This window comes from Sphingomonas sp. 10B4 (assembly GCF_035019905.1).
GTDB lineage: Bacteria > Pseudomonadota > Alphaproteobacteria > Sphingomonadales > Sphingomonadaceae > Sphingomonas > Sphingomonas glacialis.
Map to the genome: position 1 here is coordinate 1 of NZ_JASJVC010000008.1, position 17,615 is coordinate 17,615.

General features: G+C 68.1%; 18 protein-coding genes and 1 pseudogene. 8 read left to right on the forward strand and 11 right to left on the reverse strand.

Annotated elements, in window-relative coordinates; translation table 11 throughout:
- Window positions 1-116 precede the first annotated feature (116 nt).
- The gene (locus tag QN347_RS03865) at window positions 117-1,205 is read right to left on the reverse strand and encodes an alkene reductase (protein WP_322161506.1); all 1,089 of its coding nucleotides are present in this window, start codon (window positions 1,203-1,205) and stop codon (window positions 117-119) included.
- Between the two features lie 50 nt (window positions 1,206-1,255).
- On the opposite strand from QN347_RS03865, the gene QN347_RS03870 reads away from it, so the two are divergent.
- The 6 genes and pseudogenes from QN347_RS03870 to QN347_RS03895 all read left to right on the forward strand — a co-directional run bounded on the left by QN347_RS03870 (window position 1,256) and on the right by QN347_RS03895 (window position 7,215).
- Window positions 1,256-2,149: a DMT family transporter gene (locus QN347_RS03870; protein ID WP_322161507.1), complete on the forward strand. Its 894-nt coding sequence runs from the start codon at window positions 1,256-1,258 to the stop codon at window positions 2,147-2,149.
- A 9-nt stretch (window positions 2,150-2,158) separates the two neighbouring features.
- Window positions 2,159-2,839, forward strand: a complete 681-nt coding sequence (locus tag QN347_RS03875) for a COQ9 family protein (RefSeq protein ID WP_322161508.1) — start codon at window positions 2,159-2,161, stop codon at window positions 2,837-2,839.
- Window positions 2,840-2,926: 87 nt separating this feature from the next.
- On the forward strand, window positions 2,927-3,193 hold the full coding sequence (locus QN347_RS03880) for a FeoA family protein (protein WP_133191202.1): 267 nt from the start codon (window positions 2,927-2,929) through the stop codon (window positions 3,191-3,193).
- A 1-nt stretch (window position 3,194) separates the two neighbouring features.
- Entirely contained in the window at window positions 3,195-5,057 is a 1,863-nt protein-coding gene (gene feoB, locus QN347_RS03885; protein WP_133191204.1) for a ferrous iron transporter B, read from the forward strand.
- A gap of 26 nt (window positions 5,058-5,083) precedes the next feature.
- Window positions 5,084-5,659, forward strand: coding sequence for a single-stranded DNA-binding protein (gene ssb / locus QN347_RS03890; protein ID WP_322161510.1), 576 nt, complete (start codon window positions 5,084-5,086; stop codon window positions 5,657-5,659).
- A 32-nt stretch (window positions 5,660-5,691) separates the two neighbouring features.
- Window positions 5,692-7,215 (forward strand): annotated as a pseudogene (locus QN347_RS03895) (PAS domain-containing protein).
- A gap of 37 nt (window positions 7,216-7,252) precedes the next feature.
- Here the strand turns inward: QN347_RS03895 and QN347_RS03900 are convergent.
- The 5 genes from QN347_RS03900 to QN347_RS03920 form a co-directional block, all read right to left on the reverse strand.
- Window positions 7,253-7,639 carry a response regulator gene (locus QN347_RS03900; protein ID WP_133191210.1) on the reverse strand — a complete coding sequence of 129 codons (387 nt, stop codon included), beginning with the start codon at window positions 7,637-7,639 and terminating at the stop codon, window positions 7,253-7,255.
- Between the two features lie 68 nt (window positions 7,640-7,707).
- Complete coding sequence (gene metW / locus QN347_RS03905; protein WP_322161511.1) at window positions 7,708-8,304, reverse strand: methionine biosynthesis protein MetW; 597 nt, start codon at window positions 8,302-8,304, stop codon at window positions 7,708-7,710.
- Window positions 8,301-8,726 (reverse strand): GNAT family N-acetyltransferase, encoded by a 426-nt coding sequence (locus QN347_RS03910; RefSeq protein ID WP_322161513.1) that lies wholly within the window; start codon window positions 8,724-8,726, stop codon window positions 8,301-8,303. The genes metW and QN347_RS03910 overlap by 4 nt, the downstream gene beginning before the upstream one ends.
- Window positions 8,723-9,856: a homoserine O-acetyltransferase MetX gene (metX, locus tag QN347_RS03915; protein ID WP_322161515.1), complete on the reverse strand. Its 1,134-nt coding sequence runs from the start codon at window positions 9,854-9,856 to the stop codon at window positions 8,723-8,725. Before metX ends, QN347_RS03910 begins: the two co-directional genes overlap by 4 nt.
- Before the next feature lie 26 nt (window positions 9,857-9,882).
- Entirely contained in the window at window positions 9,883-11,451 is a 1,569-nt protein-coding gene (locus QN347_RS03920) for an NAD(P)/FAD-dependent oxidoreductase (RefSeq protein WP_322161516.1), read from the reverse strand.
- A 96-nt stretch (window positions 11,452-11,547) separates the two neighbouring features.
- Here QN347_RS03920 and QN347_RS03925 point away from each other — a divergent pair, with 96 nt between their 5' ends.
- Window positions 11,548-12,456, forward strand: coding sequence for a prephenate/arogenate dehydrogenase family protein (locus tag QN347_RS03925; protein ID WP_165954585.1), 909 nt, complete (start codon window positions 11,548-11,550; stop codon window positions 12,454-12,456).
- Window positions 12,457-12,565: 109 nt separating this feature from the next.
- On the opposite strand, the gene QN347_RS03930 is transcribed toward QN347_RS03925, so the two are convergent.
- From QN347_RS03930 to ftsE, 4 genes are read right to left on the reverse strand one after another with little or no spacing between them, the layout of a single operon-like run.
- The gene (locus QN347_RS03930; protein ID WP_133191222.1) at window positions 12,566-13,276 is read right to left on the reverse strand and encodes a lysophospholipid acyltransferase family protein; all 711 of its coding nucleotides are present in this window, start codon (window positions 13,274-13,276) and stop codon (window positions 12,566-12,568) included.
- Window positions 13,273-13,809, reverse strand: coding sequence for a YdcF family protein (locus QN347_RS03935; protein ID WP_322161519.1), 537 nt, complete (start codon window positions 13,807-13,809; stop codon window positions 13,273-13,275). The genes QN347_RS03930 and QN347_RS03935 overlap by 4 nt, the downstream gene beginning before the upstream one ends.
- A complete protein-coding gene (locus tag QN347_RS03940) occupies window positions 13,806-14,699 on the reverse strand; it encodes a cell division protein FtsX (protein ID WP_322161521.1) in 894 nt (297 codons plus the stop codon). Before QN347_RS03940 ends, QN347_RS03935 begins: the two co-directional genes overlap by 4 nt.
- The gene (ftsE, locus tag QN347_RS03945) at window positions 14,696-15,403 is read right to left on the reverse strand and encodes a cell division ATP-binding protein FtsE (RefSeq protein ID WP_133191228.1); all 708 of its coding nucleotides are present in this window, start codon (window positions 15,401-15,403) and stop codon (window positions 14,696-14,698) included. The genes QN347_RS03940 and ftsE overlap by 4 nt, the downstream gene beginning before the upstream one ends.
- 165 nt (window positions 15,404-15,568) lie before the next feature.
- On the opposite strand from ftsE, the gene QN347_RS03950 reads away from it, so the two are divergent.
- The gene (locus QN347_RS03950; RefSeq protein ID WP_322161523.1) at window positions 15,569-16,276 is read left to right on the forward strand and encodes an MJ0042-type zinc finger domain-containing protein; all 708 of its coding nucleotides are present in this window, start codon (window positions 15,569-15,571) and stop codon (window positions 16,274-16,276) included.
- Here QN347_RS03950 and QN347_RS03955 read toward each other — a convergent pair.
- A complete protein-coding gene (locus QN347_RS03955) occupies window positions 16,248-17,606 on the reverse strand; it encodes an MATE family efflux transporter (RefSeq protein WP_322161525.1) in 1,359 nt (452 codons plus the stop codon). The two genes, QN347_RS03950 and QN347_RS03955, sit on opposite strands and share 29 nt — an antisense overlap.
- Window positions 17,607-17,615 lie beyond the last annotated feature (9 nt).

The following is a 17,615-nucleotide window of genomic DNA, read 5'->3' on the forward strand; positions in this document are numbered from 1 at the left end:
GGGGGGGGGGGGGGGGGGGGGGGGGGGGGGGGGGGGGGGGGGGGGGGGGGGGGGGGGGGGGGGGGGGGGGGGGGCGCCCCCCCCCCCCCCCCCCCCCCCCCGCCGCACGCTTTCGTTCAGGCTTCGGCGGTTTCCAGCGCCGGATAGTCGATATACCCCTCGGCGCCCTGACTGTACCACGTCCGCGGGTTATCCGCGGCGAGCGGCGCACCGGTGCGCAGACGCTCGGGCAGATCGGGATTGCTGATGAAGGTGCGGCCGAACGCGATCGCATCGGCGACCCCCGAATCGATCGCCGCCTGCGCCTCTTCGACGCTGCGATAGTCTGAGTTCAGCACGAGCGGGTTCGAGAACGCCTCGCGGATTTCGGGCGAGAGCTTGGGAACGTCGGTGCGGCCGAACGTGCCGTCGGGGCCGGGCTCGCGCAGTTCGAGGAACGCGATGCCGATCTCGTCGAGCGCCTTGGCCGCAGCGACGAACAGCGCCTTGGGATTGCTGTCGTCGACGCCCTGCGAATCGCCATTGGGCGACAGGCGGATCGACGTGCGGTCGGCCCCTGCGACGCCAGCGACGCGCTCGGTCACCTCGCGCATCAGGCGGATGCGATTCTCGATCGAGCCGCCATAGATGTCATCGCGGAAATTGGCGTTATCGCGCAGGAACTGGTCGATCAGATAGCCGTTCGCGCCGTGGATCTGGACGCCGTCGAACCCGGCGGCGAGTGCGTTCTTTGTCGCGAGCTCGTAATCGGCGAGCAGGCGCGGAATCTCGTCGAGCGCGAGCGGACGCGCCGTCTCGAAATCCTGCTTGCCTTCGTAGGTGTGCGCCTGGCCCGCCGTCGCAGTGGCCGACGACGAAACCGGCTGTCCGCCGATCACCGACGAATGCACCTGGCGCCCCATATGCCACATCTGGACGATGATCCGGCCGCCCGCGGCATGGACCGAATCGGTGACGGGCTTCCACGCTTCGACCTGCTCGTCGGTCCACAGGCCCGGCGCGAACGGCCAGCCAAGGCCTTCCTGGCTGATCCCGGTGGCTTCCGAGATGATCAGGCCGGCGCTGGCGCGCTGCGTGTAATATTCGGCCATCATCTCAGTCGGCACATGCGCCTTCGTGGCGCGGCCGCGCGTCAGCGGGGCCATCAGGATGCGGTTGGGGGCGTGGATCGCACCGAGCTGGATGGGATCGAACAGACTTGGCATGCGGAGTCCTTTTGCTGAGACGCGCCCCAGATAGGAAGCTAGGGGGCAGCATGCACCCGCGTTCGCCGAAAAGAAAATCTGTCGCTGCCGAAACGGCGGTGCTCCCGCTGCTCGCTTTGATCGTTGCCAATGCCGCACTCGCCTTCGGGCCGTGGTTCGTCCGCCTCGCCGATACCGGGCCGATCGCATCGGCGTTCTGGCGGATCACGCTCGCGGCGCCGATCCTTGCCGGCGCAGCGCTGGCGACGGGCTGGCGACCGCGCGAAGTGCCGCGCGCACTGTGGGGAATCATCGCGATCGGCGGGCTGTGCTTTGCCGCCGATCTCGGCAGCTGGCATCTCGGGATCCTGCGCACGACGCTCGCCAATGCCACGCTGTTCGGCAATTCGGCGACGTTGATGTTCCCACTCTACGGCTTCCTCGTCGCGCGCGCTTGGCCGACGCGGGTCCAGGGCGTGGCGCTTGGGCTCGCGACGATCGGCGCGGGGCTGCTGATGGGGCGGTCGTACCAGCTCGATCCGCGTCATCTCGCGGGCGACCTGCTCTGCCTGACCGCGGGCATCCTCTATACCGGCTATTTCATCCTGATGGCGCGCGCGCGCGCGACGATGGCGCCGCTTCCCGCGCTGGCGCTGTCGACGCTCGCAAGCGTGCTGCCGCTGCTCGGCTTCGCGCTGGCGATGGGGGAAAAGATCCTGCCGACCGACTGGACCCCGCTGATCGGCCTTGCGCTGGTCAGCCAGATCATCGGCCAAGGGCTGATGATCTATGCGCTCGGCCGCTTGCCGCCGCTGACCGTCGGGCTCGGTTTGCTGACGCAGCCGGTGGTCGCAGGGACGATCGGCTGGATCGTCTATGGCGAGCGGCTGGGGCTGCCCGATTTGGTCGGCGCGGTGCTCGTTGCGATCGCACTCGTACTGGTCAGTCGGCGTCCACGCGCCTAGATAGCAAGCATGACAGACTCGATCGCACCAACCGCCTCGCTCGACGACGCGACGCTCGACGAAATCCGCGCGGCGCTCGCGCCTGCCATCGCCAGCAATGCGGGCTTTGACGGCTGGGGCGATGCGGCGCGCGACATGGCCGCCGATGGCGCCGGCGTCGATCGCGACGTCGCGCGGCTCGCCTTTCCCGGCGGTGCGGTCGACATGATCGCGGCGTGGTTCGCGCATGTCGACTCCAACATGCTGGTGCGCGTTCCGCCCGAAGCGCGCGGCACGATGAAGGTGCGCGAGAAGATCACCGCGCTGGTCGGAGCTCGCCTTGCCGAGACGGCGCCCGATCGCGAAGCGCTACGCCGCGCGCTCGCCATCCTGGCGCTGCCGCAGAACGCCGCACGTGGGGTCAAGCTCGGCTGGCACGCGGCCGACGTCATCTGGCGCGCCGCGGGCGACACCGCGACCGACTATAATCATTACACCAAGCGCGCGATCCTTGCGGGCGTCTATGCCGCGACCGTCACCGTCTTTATCGACGACCAGAGCGACGGCTATGCCGACACGCGCGCGTTCCTGGCGCGGCGGATCGAAGGGATCCTGCGGTTCGAAACCGCCAAGGCAAAGCTCGTCACCAAGTCCGAGCTCCGCCCCAGCCTGTCGCGCTTCATCGGACGGCTGCGCTACCCAGCGGTGTGATCGCGCTGTTTGCGAGTGCGTCGCAATTAAAGCTGGTGTTGCGGCGTTGTTATTGATAATCGCTCGCAGATGGATATCTTGCGTAGCATGAAGCTTTCCGCTCCTGAGTCGCTCAGCCTCGAGTCGCTGCCGCAACGCCGCCAGGCGACGGTCGCGGCGATCGACTGGACGCATCTCTCGACGCCCGAGGCGCGCCGCTTGCGCGAACTCGGCTTCGACGAAGGCGTCGGTGTCGAAGTCCTCCACCGCGCGAGCCTCGGCAAGGGGCCGATCGCGTGCCGCATCGGCCGCATGACCGTCGCGCTCCGCCGCGCGGTCGCCGGCGCGATCCTCGTCTCGCCCGTCACGCAGTAAGATGACCGCTGCGCCGCTGGTGGCGCTGGTCGGCAATCCGAATGCCGGCAAGAGCGCGCTGTTCAACGCGCTGACCGGCGCCCGGCAAAAGGTCGGCAATTATCCCGGCGTCACCGTCGAGCGCCATTCGGGCAAGCTGACGCTCCCCGATGGCCGCATCGTCGATCTGGTCGACCTGCCCGGCGCCTATAGCCTCGAACCCTCGAGCCCCGACGAGCGCGTGACGCGCGACTTCGTCACCGGCACGCAGGCGGGCGAGCGGCTGCCCGACGCCCTAGTCGTGGTGGTCGACGCGTCGAACCTCGACAATCATCTCCGCTTCACGCTCCAGCTGATCGCGCTCGGTCTGCCGGTCGTGGTAGCGCTCAACATGTTCGATCTTGCCGAGCGCGACGGGCTGACGCTCGATCCGTTGAAGCTCTCGGCCGAACTCGGCGTGCCGGTCGTACCGACCGTCGCGGTGCGGCGACGCGGGCTCGACGAGCTTAAGATCCTGCTCGGCGGGATCGTCGATGCCGACGCGGCGATCCGGCTGCGCCCGAGCAATCACGCGATCGGCGAGGATATCGTCACGCTGCAACGCCGCGCGCGGAAGATCGCACAAGCGGCGACGGTCGCGGAAGCGCCGGCGCGACGCTGGGGCAATGCGCTCGATGCGGTTGCGCTGCATCCGGTGTTCGGGCTGGTGCTGCTCTTCGCCATCCTGTTCGTGATGTTCCAGGCGGTGTTCTTTGCAGGCGCCGCGCCGGCAGAGGCGATTGCGGGCGTATTCGATGGTGTGTCGGCGCAGATCAAGGACGTGATGCCCGATTCGGTGCTGCGCTCGCTGATCACCGACGGGATCATCGCGGGCGTCGGCGCGGTGGTGAAGTTCCTGCCGCAGATCCTGATCATGTTCTTCTTCATCCTGGTGCTCGAAGCGAGCGGCTACATGGTTCGCGCCGCGTTCCTGATGGACCGCGTGATGGCGAGCGTGGGGCTGTCGGGGCGCGCGTTCATCCCCTTGCTGTCGAGCTTTGCCTGCGCGGTGCCCGGCATCATGTCGACGCGCACGATCGAGGACGAGAAGGACCGGCTCACGACGATCCTCGTCGCGCCGCTGATGACATGTTCCGCGCGGCTGCCGGTCTATACGCTGGTGATCGGCGCGCTGATCCCCGACACCAAGGTGCTGCCGTTCGTCGGGCTGCAGGGGCTGGTGATGCTCGGGCTCTACGTCATGGGCGTGGTCGGCGCGTTCGTCGTCGCTTTCGTGCTGCGCCGAACCGTGACCAAGGGCGCATCGTCGGGCTTCATGATGGAGATGCCGAAGTACCAGCTGCCGCGGCTGCGCGATCTCGCGATCGGGCTGTGGAGCCGTGCGGAAATCTTCCTCAAGCGCGCCGGCACCACGATCGCCTTCACGACGATCGTGCTGTGGGCGCTGCTGAGCTTTCCCAAACCGCCCGAGGGCAGCCCTGTCTCGGCGGTCAATTATTCGGTCGCGGGACGGATCGCCAATACGATCGAACCCGCTTTCCGTCCGATCGGCTTCAATCGCGACATCGTGCTCGCATTGATTCCGGCAATGGCCGCGCGCGAGGTCGCGGTGGCGGCGCTCGGCACGGTCTATGCGATCGACACCGCGGGCGAGCAGAGCGAAACCAAGATGGCGCAGACGCTCCATAAACGCTGGAGCCTGCCGACCGCGCTCGCCTTCCTGATGTGGTTCGTGTTCGCGCCGCAGTGCATCTCGACGATTGCCGTTACCCGGCGCGAGACCAACGGATGGAAGTGGCCCGCCTTCATGGTTGGCTATTTGTTCGCGCTCGCTTACATCGCTGCAGGAGCGGTCTATTGGGCCGCGATCGGATTCGGGCTGTAGCGAGCCCCAGCAGCGGGATTAGGGATATGGCGGGCGGCAGCGTCAACAAGGTGATCATCGTCGGCAATCTCGGGCGCGATCCCGAGAGCAAGTCGTTCCAGAATGGCGGCAAGGTCGTGAATTTGCGCATCGCCACGTCGGAGACGTGGAAGGACAAGAACACCGGCGAGCGCAAGGAACAGACCGAGTGGCATTCGGTCGCGATCTTCAACGAAGCGCTCGGCGGCGTCGCCGAGCGCTATCTGCGCAAGGGCTCGAAGGTCTATATCGAGGGCGCGCTCAAGACGCGCAAATGGCAGGATGCCAGCGGTAACGACAAATATTCGACCGAGATCGTGCTCCAGGGCTTCAACGGCGTGCTGACGATGCTCGACGGCGCGCCCGGTTCGGGCGGCGGCGGCGGCGGTGGTGGCGGCCAGCGCGACGATTTCGGCGGGAATGACGATTTCGGCGGCGGCGGCGGCGGCGGCGGCGGTGGTGGCGGCTACGGCGGCGGTCAGCGCAGCGGTGGCGGCGGGGCACGCGGCGGCGGCGCGCCTGCCGGCGGCGGTGGCCAGCGTGGCGGGTTTGCCGACGATCTGGACGACGACGTACCATTCTGAACCGGGAGCGACCTGTCGCGTTGATGTCGGACATGACCCAAACTTCCCAACCGCCCTTGCCGGTTGCACCCGGCTGGCGGATCGACGAGCGCGTGCGCGCTGCGGCGATTGCCGAACACGATATCGAGTCGCTCCGCGACGATGCGGCCTTGCGCCGCATCACCGATTTCGCCGCGGCGTTGTGCGAGGTTCCGGTCGGCCTGGTCAGCATCGTCGAGGCCGAGCGCCAGACCTTCTTGTCGCGCACCGGACTCGATCTGACTGAAACACCGCGCGAAATGTCGTTCTGTGCGTATGCGATGCGCGAGGACGACATCATGGTCATTCCCGACGCGACGCAGGATCCGCGGTTCGCCGACAATCCGCTCGTCATCGATGGACTCGGCATCCGATTCTACGCGGGCGTGCCGCTGGTGCGCGACGACGGCATTCCGCTCGGGTCGCTCTGCGTGATCGACACCGTTCCGCGCGCCGGGCTGACCGCGCTGCAGCGCCAGGGCTTGAAGGTGCTTGCCGAGGATGTGCTGCGGCGGCTTGGCGACAGTCGCTCGGCTGCCGCCTCGCGCGCGGCGATCGGCGACAGCGAGGGGCGCTTCCGCACGCTTGCCGACACGATGCCGCAAATGGTGTGGTCGACTCAGCCCGACGGCTTCCACGATTATTAGAATGCGCGCTGGTACGAGTTTACCGGAGTCCCCGCCGGATCGACCGATGGCGAGGGTTGGGCGGGCATGTTCCATCCCGACGATCAGGACCGTGCCTGGGCCGTGTGGCAACATTCGCTCGCTACCGGAGAGCCGTACCAGATCGAATACCGCCTGCGCCGCCACGACGGCCAGTATCGCTGGACGCTCGGCCGCGCGCTGCCGATCTTCGACGATACCGGGGCGATCGTCCGCTGGTTCGGCACGTGCACCGACATCCACGAAGCCAAGCTCGCGAGCGAAGAGCGCGAAGTCGTCGCGCAGGAGCTCAGCCACCGCATCAAGAACATCTTCGCGGTGATTTCGGGGCTGATCGGCTTTTCGGCCCGCGCAAATCCGGGCTTTGCCACTGTTGCCGACGATTTGCGCGCGCGCGTCATCGCGCTTGGCCGCGCGCATGATTTCGTCCGGCCGCACAGCGCGCAGTCGCGTCCGGTGGCCGATCAGACGAGCCTCCAGGGCCTGCTCGCCGAGCTGTTCGAACCCTATCAGTCGCGCACTGCGTCGCGCATCACCATCAGTGGCGATGACGTCGCGATCGATGACCGTTCGGCCACGCCGATCGCGTTGCTGTTCCATGAGCTTGCCACCAACGCGACCAAATATGGCGCCTTGTACAACGATAACGGTGCGATCCTCGTCCACAGCCGCCGCGTCGGGGACCGGATCGTGATCGAGTGGCGCGAGCGTGGCGGGCCGATGGTGCAAGCGCCGGCCAAGACCGGATTCGGCTCGCAGCTGATCGAATTGAGCGCAGTTCGCCAGCTCGCCGGGACCGTGGCGCAGCGCTGGGAGCGCAGCGGGCTGGAAGTCGAAATCACGCTGCCCGAAAGCTCGCTCAGCCGGAACTGACGCGCATGGCTGCCCCGGCAGGCCGAGCCCTCACAGCTCAGACGAGCGGAATGAAATCCGCGTGCTCCACCACGTCAAAGTCTGTCGTGGCGGCGGCTGCTGCGGCGAGGATCGCATCGGCGCGGAACGGCTTGCGGACATAGCCGACGGCACCGCTCGGATGGGCGATCTGACCCGGATTTGCCGTGACGAAGATGACCTTCACACCATAGTCGTGTGCCAGCGTTCGCGCCAATTCCGGGCCGGTCGGACCGTCGCGGAGATTGATGTCGACCAGTGCGAAACTGCAGTCCTCGGCGGCATCGAGCGCGCCCGAACGATCCGCGGCAATGGCTTTCACGGCATAGCCCGCGTCCATCAGAATCCGCTCGAGGTCGAGCGCGACGAAAATCTCGTCTTCGACGATGAGGGCAGTGGCGGGCATGACCGTGCGGACCTTGGTTGTGTTACGAAACCAAGTAACCCCGCGTCGGACGCTTTGGTTCCTCGCGCTTATGCCGGTTTGCGCAGCAGGAAGACGGCATGTTCGGCCAGGATGTTGGCCGCTGCGGTTCCGGTACGTTTGTCGCCCGACAGGAACCAAGCCCCTTCGACGACGATTCCGCGCTCAGCCACGAAGCTGCGGAAATCGTCGATCGTGACGTGATGGATGTTGGGCGTGTCGTACCAGCGCTCCGGCAAGAGCCGCGTCACTGGCATCCGGCCGCCCCACAGCAGCGACATCCGCACGCGCCAATGCGCGAAGTTCGGGAACGACACGAACGCCTGACGACCGACGCGGAGCAGATGATCGAGCACGACATCAGGGCGCTTGGCGGTCTGCAACGTCTGGCTGAGGATCGCATAGTCGAAGCTCGCCTGCGGATATTCGGCGAGATCCACATCGGCATCGCCCTGGATCACCGACAGCCCGCGCGACACTGCGGCCGCGACATTGCCGGCATCGAGCTCGAGCCCACGCGCATCGACGCGCTTGGTATCGCGCAGCGCCGCCATCAGCGCGCCATCGCCGCAGCCGACGTCGAGGATCCGCGTGCCGGGCGCAACATGCTCGGCGATGATCGCGAGGTCGGGGCGGAGCGCGGTCATGCGCGCAGCGCCGCGGCGAAGGCGGGGTCGAGCCGCTCCATATAGCGTTCGGGTCGGAGCGGCGCGTGGAAGCCGATCGCTTCGTAAACGCCGTGCGCGTCGGCGGTGACGAGCGCGATCCGACGGATGCCCTGATAGTCGGGATGATCGACGAACCATTGCACCATCCGCCGCCCAAGCCCCTGCCCGCGTGCATCCGCGTCGATCCAGACATCGGCGATCCAGGCAAAGGTCGCGCGATCGGTGATGGCGCGGGCATAGCCGACCTGTACGCCGTCGCGGTACGCGCCGAGACAGTGCGACCCGGCGATCGTCCGCTCGACCAGATCGCGCGCGATTCCCGGCAACCAGTAACTCGAGGCCAGCCAGGCGTGGATCTGTGCCACGTCGAGCTCGCTCTTGTCGTCGGATACCGTGATCATTCGCCAGCCCTCAGGAAGCCGTTGACGACACGATTCATCTCGGGCGCTTCGAGCAGGAAGGCGTCGTGGCCGTACGGGCTCGACAGCTCGACGAAGCTGACCGGCGCGCCGGCGGCGTTCAGCGCATGGACGATCGCGCGCGATTCGGCGGTCGGGTACAACCAGTCGGTGTCGAAGCTGACGAGGCAAAAGCGTGCCTTGGTCGCGCGGAAGGCGTTGGCGAGCTGCCCGCCATGCTCGCCTGCGAGATCGAAATAATCCATCGCCCGCGTAATGTAGAGATACGAGTTGGCGTCGAAGCGATCGACGAAGCTGATCCCTTGATGGCGCAGATAGCTCTCGATCTGGAAATCGGCGTCGAAGCCGAAGCTGATCGCGCCGTCGGGGCGGTCAGGGCGCGCCTGCAGCCGGCGGCCGAACTTCTCGGTGAGGCCAGCCTCGGACAGATAGGTGATGTGCGCCGCCATCCGCGCGACCGCGAGCCCCGCCGCGGGCGGGTCGCCCGCTTCGTAATAGGCGCCGCCGCGCCATTTCGGATCGGCCATCACCGCCTGGCGCCCAACTTCGTGGAACGCGATGTTCTGCGCGGTGTGGCGCGCGGTCGAGGCGATCACCACCGCGGCGCGGACACGGTCGGGGAAGGTCGCGGGCCAGCTCACCGCCTGCATCCCCCCCATCGACCCGCCGACGACGGCGTGCAGCGTCGCGATCCCGAGATGATCGAGCAGCAGCGCTTGCGCGCGCACCATGTCGCGGATCGTGATGACGGGGAAGGCCATCCCCCACGGCGCGCCGGTCGCGGGGTTGATCGTCGCGGGGCCCGACGAACCCATGCAGCTCCCCAGCACGTTCGCGCAGACGATGAAGTGCCGCGCGGGGTCGATCGGCTTGCCCGGGCCGACCATCCGCACCCACCAGCCGGGCTTGCCCGTCACAGGATGCGCCGAGGCGACATGCTGGTCGCCCGTCAGCGCGTGGCAGAGCAGGATCGCGTTGCTGGCGTCGGCGTTGAGCGTGCCATAGGTCTCGTAGGCGATCTCGACCGGCGAGAGCAGCACCCCGCCATCGAGCCGGAGCGGCCCCGGCAGGCTGACATGGCGGGCTAGCCCGAAACGCGGATCTTCGCTCATGGCCTGCGGTTAGGCCCGCGCAGGGCTCAACTCAAGCGGCGCGCATGCGCGCGCCCTGCGATGATCGTCTGCGCCGCCAGCCGCCCGGTCTGCGCGCTGCCGTTCATATAGCCGGGATAGGCGTCCGACAGATGCTCGCCGGCGAACAGCACCGGACCCGACGGAACCGGCGCCTTCGCCATGCCATCGACCTCGGTCCAGATCAGCCGGCCGAAGCGCGTCAGCTGGCCGGGGCGGAAATTGACATAGGCGCCCATCGACAGCGGATCGCGGTGCCAGGTGCTGCGCCGTGCGAACGCGCTCGTCGCGGCCGTGATACCCGGCAGCCCGGCTTCGGCCTGGCCGGCGAAGCGCTTGGCCAGCGCGGCGGGTTCGGGCGTATCGGCCGCGGCGACTTCGGCGCCGCCGAGGAACCAGGTCCAGACATCGCCGCTCGCGCCGCGCCCGCGCACGCTGCCGTCCCAGCCGCTGGCGACGCCGCCGTGCGGATTGGTCTGCCAGATCTCGCCACCGCGGCCCATCACCTTGTCCCACGGCCGCGCGCTCATTCCGGCCTGGACTTTCATGTTCACGCCAAGCCCGACCTCGGCGATGAAGCGCGTCCACAGCGGCGGCAGCGGAATGCGGAAATCAATCTTCCGCGTGACCGACGCGGGCGTCGTGACGATGACGTTGGCGGCATCGACGGTCTTTCCGTCCGAAAAGACGATCCGCACGCCGGGGCCGAACGGGTCGACCCGCGTCACGCGGCGGTTGGTGGTGATGCGCCCGGTCAGCCGCGCCGCCATCGCCGCAATGAGCGCGCTGCTGCCGCCCTCGATCAGATAGCGTTCGTCGCTGCGGCTGAGCACGTCGATCCGCCGTCCCGAAATCGACGGCAGGTTGAAGACCAGCTCGATCGCCGAGGCCTGCCCCGGCTCGGCGCCATATTCGGTCCGCGCGGTCGCTTCCATCAAGCGGCGGACCCACGGCTCGGGCATCAGCGCGGCGTGCTTGTCGAGATACGAGGTGAAGCTCATCGCATCGAGCTCGAGTGCGACCTTGGCGTAATTCTGGTCGAGCCGCACCGAATCGGCGTCGATCTGCCCGGCGATCCCGCGCAAGGCACCGGCTAGCTTGCCCTCGGGGACTTCCTTGCCGTCGCTCAGGATGACGGTGCGATGCGGCGCGCCCTTGCGGTCGAGCAGCGACAGACCGAATTCGCGCGCGAGGGTGTGCATGTCGGCATGGTCGGTGTTGACGAGCTGCCCGCCCGCCTCGACCGTCGGCTTGCCGGGTTCGCGCGCGGTGTACATGCGCCCGCCGAGCCGCGTCCGCGCCTCGTAGAGCTGCGCATCGATCCCGGCTTGCGTCAGGTGCCAGAGCGCGGTCAGCCCGGCGATCCCGCCGCCGATGATCGCCACCGGGCCGCCGCCCGGCGCGGCGAAGGCGGTACGTGGCAGCGCCGCCGCCGCGCCAGCCGCGCCCAGCGCCAGCAACACCGCACGCCGCGTCTGGCCGGTATCGCCCGCCACCGGCGGGGCGATGCCCGCCTCGCTCAGATTGGCCTGTCGCGCCGCCTCGAGCGCATGCCAGACCGTCTCGCCACCCCGCATTCCCGTCTCCTGCTCGCCGTCTCCTAGCAGGCGCGCGCGACAACGCCAGAGGCGCAAACCTTGCCATGACGCCAGCGATCCGCCATGCGCCGCGCCATGCTGCCCTTCGCCCGCGTCACCATCATCGGGATCGGCCTGATCGGATCCTCGATCGCGCGCGCCACGCGTGCCGCGATGCCGAGCGTCGCGCTGACCGGCTACGACGCCGACGCCGATGTGCGCGCAACCGCCGAGCGGCTCGACATGTTCGACGATGTCGCGAGCAGCAGCGGGGCTGCGGTGATCGACGCCGATCTCGTCATCCTGTGCGTGCCGGTCGGCGCGATGGAAGCCGCCGCGCGCGATTTCGCCGCAGATCTTCCCGCCGACGCCGTCGTCAGCGATGTCGGCAGCTGCAAGGCCGAAGTCGTCCGCGCGCTGACAGCAGCGTTACCGAACGCGACGATCGTGCCGGCGCACCCCGTCGCGGGGACCGAGCGCAGCGGGCCCGAAGCGGGATTCGCGACGCTGTTCCACAAGCGCTGGTGCATCCTGACGCCACCCGAGGGCACCGATGCACTCGCGGTCGAGCGCGTCGCCGAGTTCTGGCGGCGGTTGGGCGCCGAGATCGAAACGATGGCGCCCGATCATCACGACCGCGTGCTCGCGATCACCAGCCATTTGCCGCACCTCATCGCCTATACGATCGTCGGCACCGCGTCGGACATGGAAGAGGTCACGCAGTCCGAAGTGATCAAATATTCGGCGGGCGGTTTCCGCGATTTCACGCGCATCGCGGCGTCGGACCCGACGATGTGGCGCGACGTGTTCCTCGCCAATCGCGAGGCGGTGCTCGACATGCTGCAGCGCTTCTCGGAGGATCTGTCGGCACTCCAGCGCGCGATTCGCTGGGGCAAGGGCGACGAGCTGTTCGATCTGTTCACCAAGACGCGCGCGGTACGCCGCGGGATCATCGAACAGGGGCAGGACGACCCAGCGCCCGATTTCGGGCGCACGCACGAATAGCGGTTTCGACTCCCCCCGCCGTCACCCTCGCGAAAGCGAGGGGCCCGCTTCTTCTTCTAGGCGCGGGCCAGGCAGCGGGATCCCCGCTTTCGCGGGGATGACGGGGACTTCAGCCGCGCGGCACATCCAGCGCGTTGATCGCGGCGTGGACGCGGCGCTCGGCTTCCTCGCGCGGCAGCCCCGGCGGGATCGGGTCGCCGAAGCGGAACGTCACCGTTCCCGGCACCTTCGGCCCATGCTTCGGCCACACCAGCCCGCTGTCGATCGCCACCGGCACCACCGGGATCTTGAGCATTTGATACAGCCCGGCGAACCCTGCGCGCAGTTCGGGCTGTTCGCCCGGCTCGACGCGCGTGCCTTCGGGAAAGATCAGGATCGAGCGCTTCGCCGCCAAGGCCGCCCGCGCATCGCGCAGCATCCGCCGCAACGCGCCCGCCGACGCCTCGCGATCGACGACGATGACGCCATAGCGCTTCGCCGCCCAGCCCCACACCGGAATGTCGGTCAGTTCCTGCTTCATCACGATCGCGGGGTTGCGCAGCATCCGCCCGAGCTCGAGCGTCTCGTACATCGACTGGTGCTTCGCGGCGTACAGCACCGGCGCGCCGCCGAACGCCATATCGCCGAAGCGCCCGCCCTCGATCCGCTGATCGATCCTGAGGATGTGGCGCGTCGTCCAGCCGTGCCAGCGCGTCCAGAAATGCGTGTGCGCGACGAGCGCGCGCCAGCTGATCAGTGCCGAGATCGGCGTCGTCAGCACAATCGGCACCGATCCGCCGTAGAATAGCAGCTTGAACAGCAGGTTGCGCAACGCGGTCATGTGGCGGCCCCGATCAGCAACGCGACGCGCCGCACCAGCAATTTGTTGTATTCGCCGATCAGCAGCCGATAGCGCGGGCTGCTCGGCACGCCGTCGCCGATCACGCTCGCATCGCCGTCGAGCGCATTCACGAGCTCAAGCCTGGCGCGTGCGAGGTGCCAGTCCGACGTGACCAGCCGCACCGAGGTGTATTTATGGTCGCGCACCCAATCTGCGGTTTCCTCGGCGTTCGAGCGCGTATCGACGGCTTCGTGGCCGAGATCGATGCAGCAGCGGAACAGCGCCGGGCTGACGCGATATTCGTGCGCCAGCTCACCCGGCTTCACTTCGGGCGCGACCCCACTGATCAGCATACGCTGTCCAGCATGCGCCTTGAGCAGGGCCAGCCCGCGGTCGATCCGCCCTGCCCCGCCAGTCAGCACGACGATCGCGTCGGTCTTGGGCCCGTCAACCGGGGCGGGCATCGTCTTGAGGAAGATCGCAAAGCCGATCGCGTAGAGCAGGGCCAGCACGGCGAGGAAACGCAGGATCATAGATATTTGCCGAGCGTACCGAGCACCGCCTGGCGCGCGGCGAAGGTCGCAAGCAGGGCAAACGCGATCGGCAATCCGGCGAGCACGATCCAGTCGCGCACACCGAGCGTCAGGCCCGCGAGCAAATCCGAGCCAAGCGCGCGCAATTGCCAGCCGATCACGCCGACCATGACGAAGGCGAGCGCGGTCCCGAGCAACCCGCCGACCAGCGTATCGAGCGCGATCCGGCGCTGGAACAGCCGTGCGACCTGGACGTCGGTCGAGCCCAGCATATGGAGCACCTCGATCGTCGCACGGTGCGTTTCGAGCCCCGCGCGCGCCGCAAGAATCACCACCGCCGCGGTCGCCGCCGCCATCAGCAGGACGAGTCCGCCGGCCAGCCACGTCACCATCGCCATGAAATCGCGCACCGGCGACATCCAGCTTTCATGCCGATCGATCCGCGCCGACGGCGCGACGCGCCGGACCGCAGCGCGCACGCGCGCCACCGCGGCGGCATCCGCCACACCCAGGTCGACATCGATCATCGCGGGGATCGGCAGATCGGGGTCGGCCGCGTCACTGCCGAGCCAGGGCCGCAGCAGCGTCGCAAGCTTGGCATGATCGACTTCGACCGCGCGCGTCACGTCGCGCGTCGCCTTGAGCGCGGCCAGCGCGCGCGCGGCCTGGTCGAGCCGCTTGGCCTCGACCGGCTCGACGATCTGGACGGTGAGCCGCCCGGCAAGCTGGCGATCGAGCAGCGCCGCCGCGCCGAGCGTCCCCAGCCCGAGCGCTGCCGCCAACACCGTCAGGAACAGCATGATCGCCATGATCCACGTCATCACCCGCGTACTGTGGCTTTCATCGAGCAAGCGTCGGTCGGCGGTCGAGGCGATCAACGCGACGCTCATTCGCCGTTCGCGGGCGGCGGGAAGCGCAGCGACCCGGTCGGATCGAGCAAGCGCCCCTTGTCGAGCCGCATCATGTGCGCGTTCTGGATCCGCCCGAGCAGGTGGAAATCGTGCGTTGCAACGACGACGGTCGTGCCGAGCCGGTTGAGCGAATCGAACAGATGCAGCAACCGCTCGGCCATGTCGGGATCGACGTTGCCGGTCGGCTCATCGGCGACGAGGATTTCGGGCCGGCCGATCACGGCGCGCGCGATCGCGACGCGCTGCTGCTCGCCGCCCGACAGCGTTTGCGGCTTGGCGGTGATGCGGTCGCTGAGGCCCACCCAGTCGAGCATTTCGCGCACCGGGGCATCGATATCGCTTTCGGGAACGCCCGAAACACGCAACGGCAGCGCGATATTGTCGAACGCCGAAAGATGCGGCACGAGCCGGAAGTCCTGGAACACCACGCCGATCCGCCGCCGAAACCCCGGCAGACGCGCGCGCGGCAGCGTCACCGCATCCTCGCCGAACAGCCGGATGTTGCCACGCGTCGGCCGCTGCGCGAGATAGAGCAACCGCAGCAGCGAGGTCTTGCCCGCGCCCGATGCGCCGGTCAGAAAATAGAACGCGCCACTCGACAGGGTGAAGCTGACATCGGTCAGCGTCTCCTGGCTGGTGCCGTAGCGTAGCCCCACATTCTCGAACTGGACGATATTCGCCATGGTGGCGCGTGTTGCTCGCTTCTGATCGTATGCCCCAGTCCTGCATCGCACGATCCGCCACGCCGCCACAAGCGGGCACGCGTCGCGGCGCTTGCAGCCGATCTGCGAAAGGCGTAGATTTCGCGATACGTTGCCAGCGGTCGGCAACGGGGCCAAAGCCGTATCATGATCCTCGAATGTACCGAGTGCCACACGCGTTACCTCGTTCCCGACACTGCGATCGGGCCCGATGGGCGCATCGTGCGCTGTGCCAGCTGCAAGCATAGCTGGTTCCAGGAGGGCGTTGCCGCCGAGACTGCGGACACGCGCAGCGAAGCGCCCGTCGCCGTCGAAGCCCCGCCAGTCGAAACGCCGGTGGCCGATACGTCGCCGCCCGCCGAGCAGCCTCTACCGGTCGAGCCCGCCGCTCCCAGCTACGACGCCTTTGACCACGCACCACCGTTTCGCGCGCGGCGTAACCCGGCAAAGCGTGCAACCGTCGCTGCGCTAGCCGCGGGCGTCGTGATGCTCGCCGCGTTCGGCGGCATCGTCTATTCGGGCGCCCCCGGGCTCGCGCGCGACCTGTTCCAGCCCAATGCCGGCACCCCGCTCAAGATCGTCAGCAAGCCGATCGACCAGCATGTCTTCAACGGCAACGAGATCTTCGCGGTCAGCGGCACCGTGCTCAACCCGACCGATTCGCCGCAGCCCGTGCCCGACATCCGCGCCGATCTGCGCGATTCGCAACGCCGCATCGTCTTCAGCTGGATGATTCGGCCCGAGGCCAATACGCTCGCGCCGCGCGGCAAGCTCGAATTCAACAGCGCCAAGCTCGACGTGCCGGTCAACGCCAAGGAACTGGTGCTCAGCTTTTCCGGCGAAACCGCGCGCTGACCAGCGCGAAGCGCGCGCCGTGGAGCACGGTCGCGGCGACCATGCCGATTCCCGAGGCATAGACCAGTCCGATCGGCCCGGCGCCGTGGTGGACCAGCAACCAGCCAGCACCGCCGGTGATGAGGAAAAAGGCGACGATGCTGTTGATCCCCGTCACCACCTGATCGCCGAGCGAACGCAGCGTGTAGACGATCACGACCTGCACCCCGTCGAACAGGATGAACGGCGCCCAGACCGGTAGCATCGCCAGCGCCAAACCGTGGACGCCAGCAGCGGCGGGGAACAGCGCGACGATCGTGCCGCGTCCGAGCACGATCAGGATCGCCAGCACGCCTGTCGCCAGCGCCGCCAGCGCCATCGCGATCAGCGCGCGCGGAATCGCCAGTGCCGGAGTCTCCGCGCCAACCGCATTGCCCGCACGGACCCCGGCGGCCGACCCGAGCCCCAACGCGACGCCGAACACGACATTGTGGACCGCAAAGACGATCTGGAAGGCGTGCGCGGTTACCGCACCGAAATCGGTCGACAGCGCGATCAGGATCGAGAAGCCGGCGAGCTCGAGCCCCGAGGCGAGCGCGGGTACGATCCCAAATCGCGCAAGGCCCCCCGCCCCGCGCAGTGCCGTCGCCCACGCCGCGCCCGAAAGATCTCGCACGCCGCGTTCGCGGGCCTGCGGGACGGTCCACGCCGCGCCCAGCATCGCCGCCGCGCCGAGCGATGACGCCATGGCCGTCGCGAGCGCAGCCCCCACCGCGCCAAGCGCGGGAAAGCCGAGATGCCCGCCCGACCAAGCCCAGGCGAGCAGCGCATTGATCGGTAGCACCGCGAGGTTGACGCCCATTACACGACGCGGTCGCGCAATGCCTTCGAGAAAGAAACTTGCCGCGATCATCGCCAGTTGTGTGGGATAGCAGAGCGCCATCACCCGCACCACGCGCGCCGCCGGATCGACCAGCGCCGGCGCCACGCCGATCGCCGCCAACAACCGCTCGGCGAACAGTCCGAAGCCAAGCGCGCCGCCGAGACCCAGCAACACCGCCAGCACGAGCCCGGCGCGCAACGTCGCCCCCGTCTCGGGCAAATCCTTCGCGCCGTCCGCTCGAGCAGAGAAGACCAGCGTTCCCGACAGCCAGGCGAGCCCGCCGACGATGGTCACGAAGGTCAGCGCACGGCTCGCGCCAAGGGCTGCGACCTGATCGGTGCCGGTCAGCCCGACGACCACAATGTCGGTCACGCTCAGAATCGTCCAGTTGAGGCTCGTCAGCATGACCGGCCACGCAAGCGCGAGAATGCGGCGCGTTTCGTCGAGCAGGGGGCGGTGGCGCGGCATCCCGCGCTG

Bases quoted from the DNA above. Each gene is read 5' to 3' on its own strand.
- QN347_RS03875 (WP_322161508.1), top strand. From the start codon at position 2,159: ATGACAGACTCGATCGCACCAACCGCCTCGCTCGACGACGCGACGCTC.
- ssb (WP_322161510.1), top strand. From the start codon at position 5,084: ATGGCGGGCGGCAGCGTCAACAAGGTGATCATCGTCGGCAATCTCGGG.
- QN347_RS03865 (WP_322161506.1), bottom strand. From the start codon at position 1,205: ATGCCAAGTCTGTTCGATCCCATCCAGCTCGGTGCGATCCACGCCCCC.
- QN347_RS03955 (WP_322161525.1), bottom strand. From the start codon at position 17,606: ATGCCGCGCCACCGCCCCCTGCTCGACGAAACGCGCCGCATTCTCGCG.
- metW (WP_322161511.1), bottom strand. From the start codon at position 8,304: ATGACCGCGCTCCGCCCCGACCTCGCGATCATCGCCGAGCATGTTGCG.
- QN347_RS03950 (WP_322161523.1), top strand. From the start codon at position 15,569: ATGATCCTCGAATGTACCGAGTGCCACACGCGTTACCTCGTTCCCGAC.
- ftsE (WP_133191228.1), bottom strand. From the start codon at position 15,403: ATGGCGAATATCGTCCAGTTCGAGAATGTGGGGCTACGCTACGGCACC.
- QN347_RS03940 (WP_322161521.1), bottom strand. From the start codon at position 14,699: ATGAGCGTCGCGTTGATCGCCTCGACCGCCGACCGACGCTTGCTCGAT.
- feoB (WP_133191204.1), top strand. From the start codon at position 3,195: ATGACCGCTGCGCCGCTGGTGGCGCTGGTCGGCAATCCGAATGCCGGC.
- metX (WP_322161515.1), bottom strand. From the start codon at position 9,856: ATGAGCGAAGATCCGCGTTTCGGGCTAGCCCGCCATGTCAGCCTGCCG.
- QN347_RS03870 (WP_322161507.1), top strand. From the start codon at position 1,256: ATGCACCCGCGTTCGCCGAAAAGAAAATCTGTCGCTGCCGAAACGGCG.
- QN347_RS03910 (WP_322161513.1), bottom strand. From the start codon at position 8,726: ATGATCACGGTATCCGACGACAAGAGCGAGCTCGACGTGGCACAGATC.
- QN347_RS03880 (WP_133191202.1), top strand. From the start codon at position 2,927: ATGAAGCTTTCCGCTCCTGAGTCGCTCAGCCTCGAGTCGCTGCCGCAA.
- QN347_RS03920 (WP_322161516.1), bottom strand. From the start codon at position 11,451: ATGCGGGGTGGCGAGACGGTCTGGCATGCGCTCGAGGCGGCGCGACAG.
- QN347_RS03925 (WP_165954585.1), top strand. From the start codon at position 11,548: ATGCTGCCCTTCGCCCGCGTCACCATCATCGGGATCGGCCTGATCGGA.
- QN347_RS03930 (WP_133191222.1), bottom strand. From the start codon at position 13,276: ATGACCGCGTTGCGCAACCTGCTGTTCAAGCTGCTATTCTACGGCGGA.
- QN347_RS03900 (WP_133191210.1), bottom strand. From the start codon at position 7,639: ATGCCCGCCACTGCCCTCATCGTCGAAGACGAGATTTTCGTCGCGCTC.
- QN347_RS03935 (WP_322161519.1), bottom strand. From the start codon at position 13,809: ATGATCCTGCGTTTCCTCGCCGTGCTGGCCCTGCTCTACGCGATCGGC.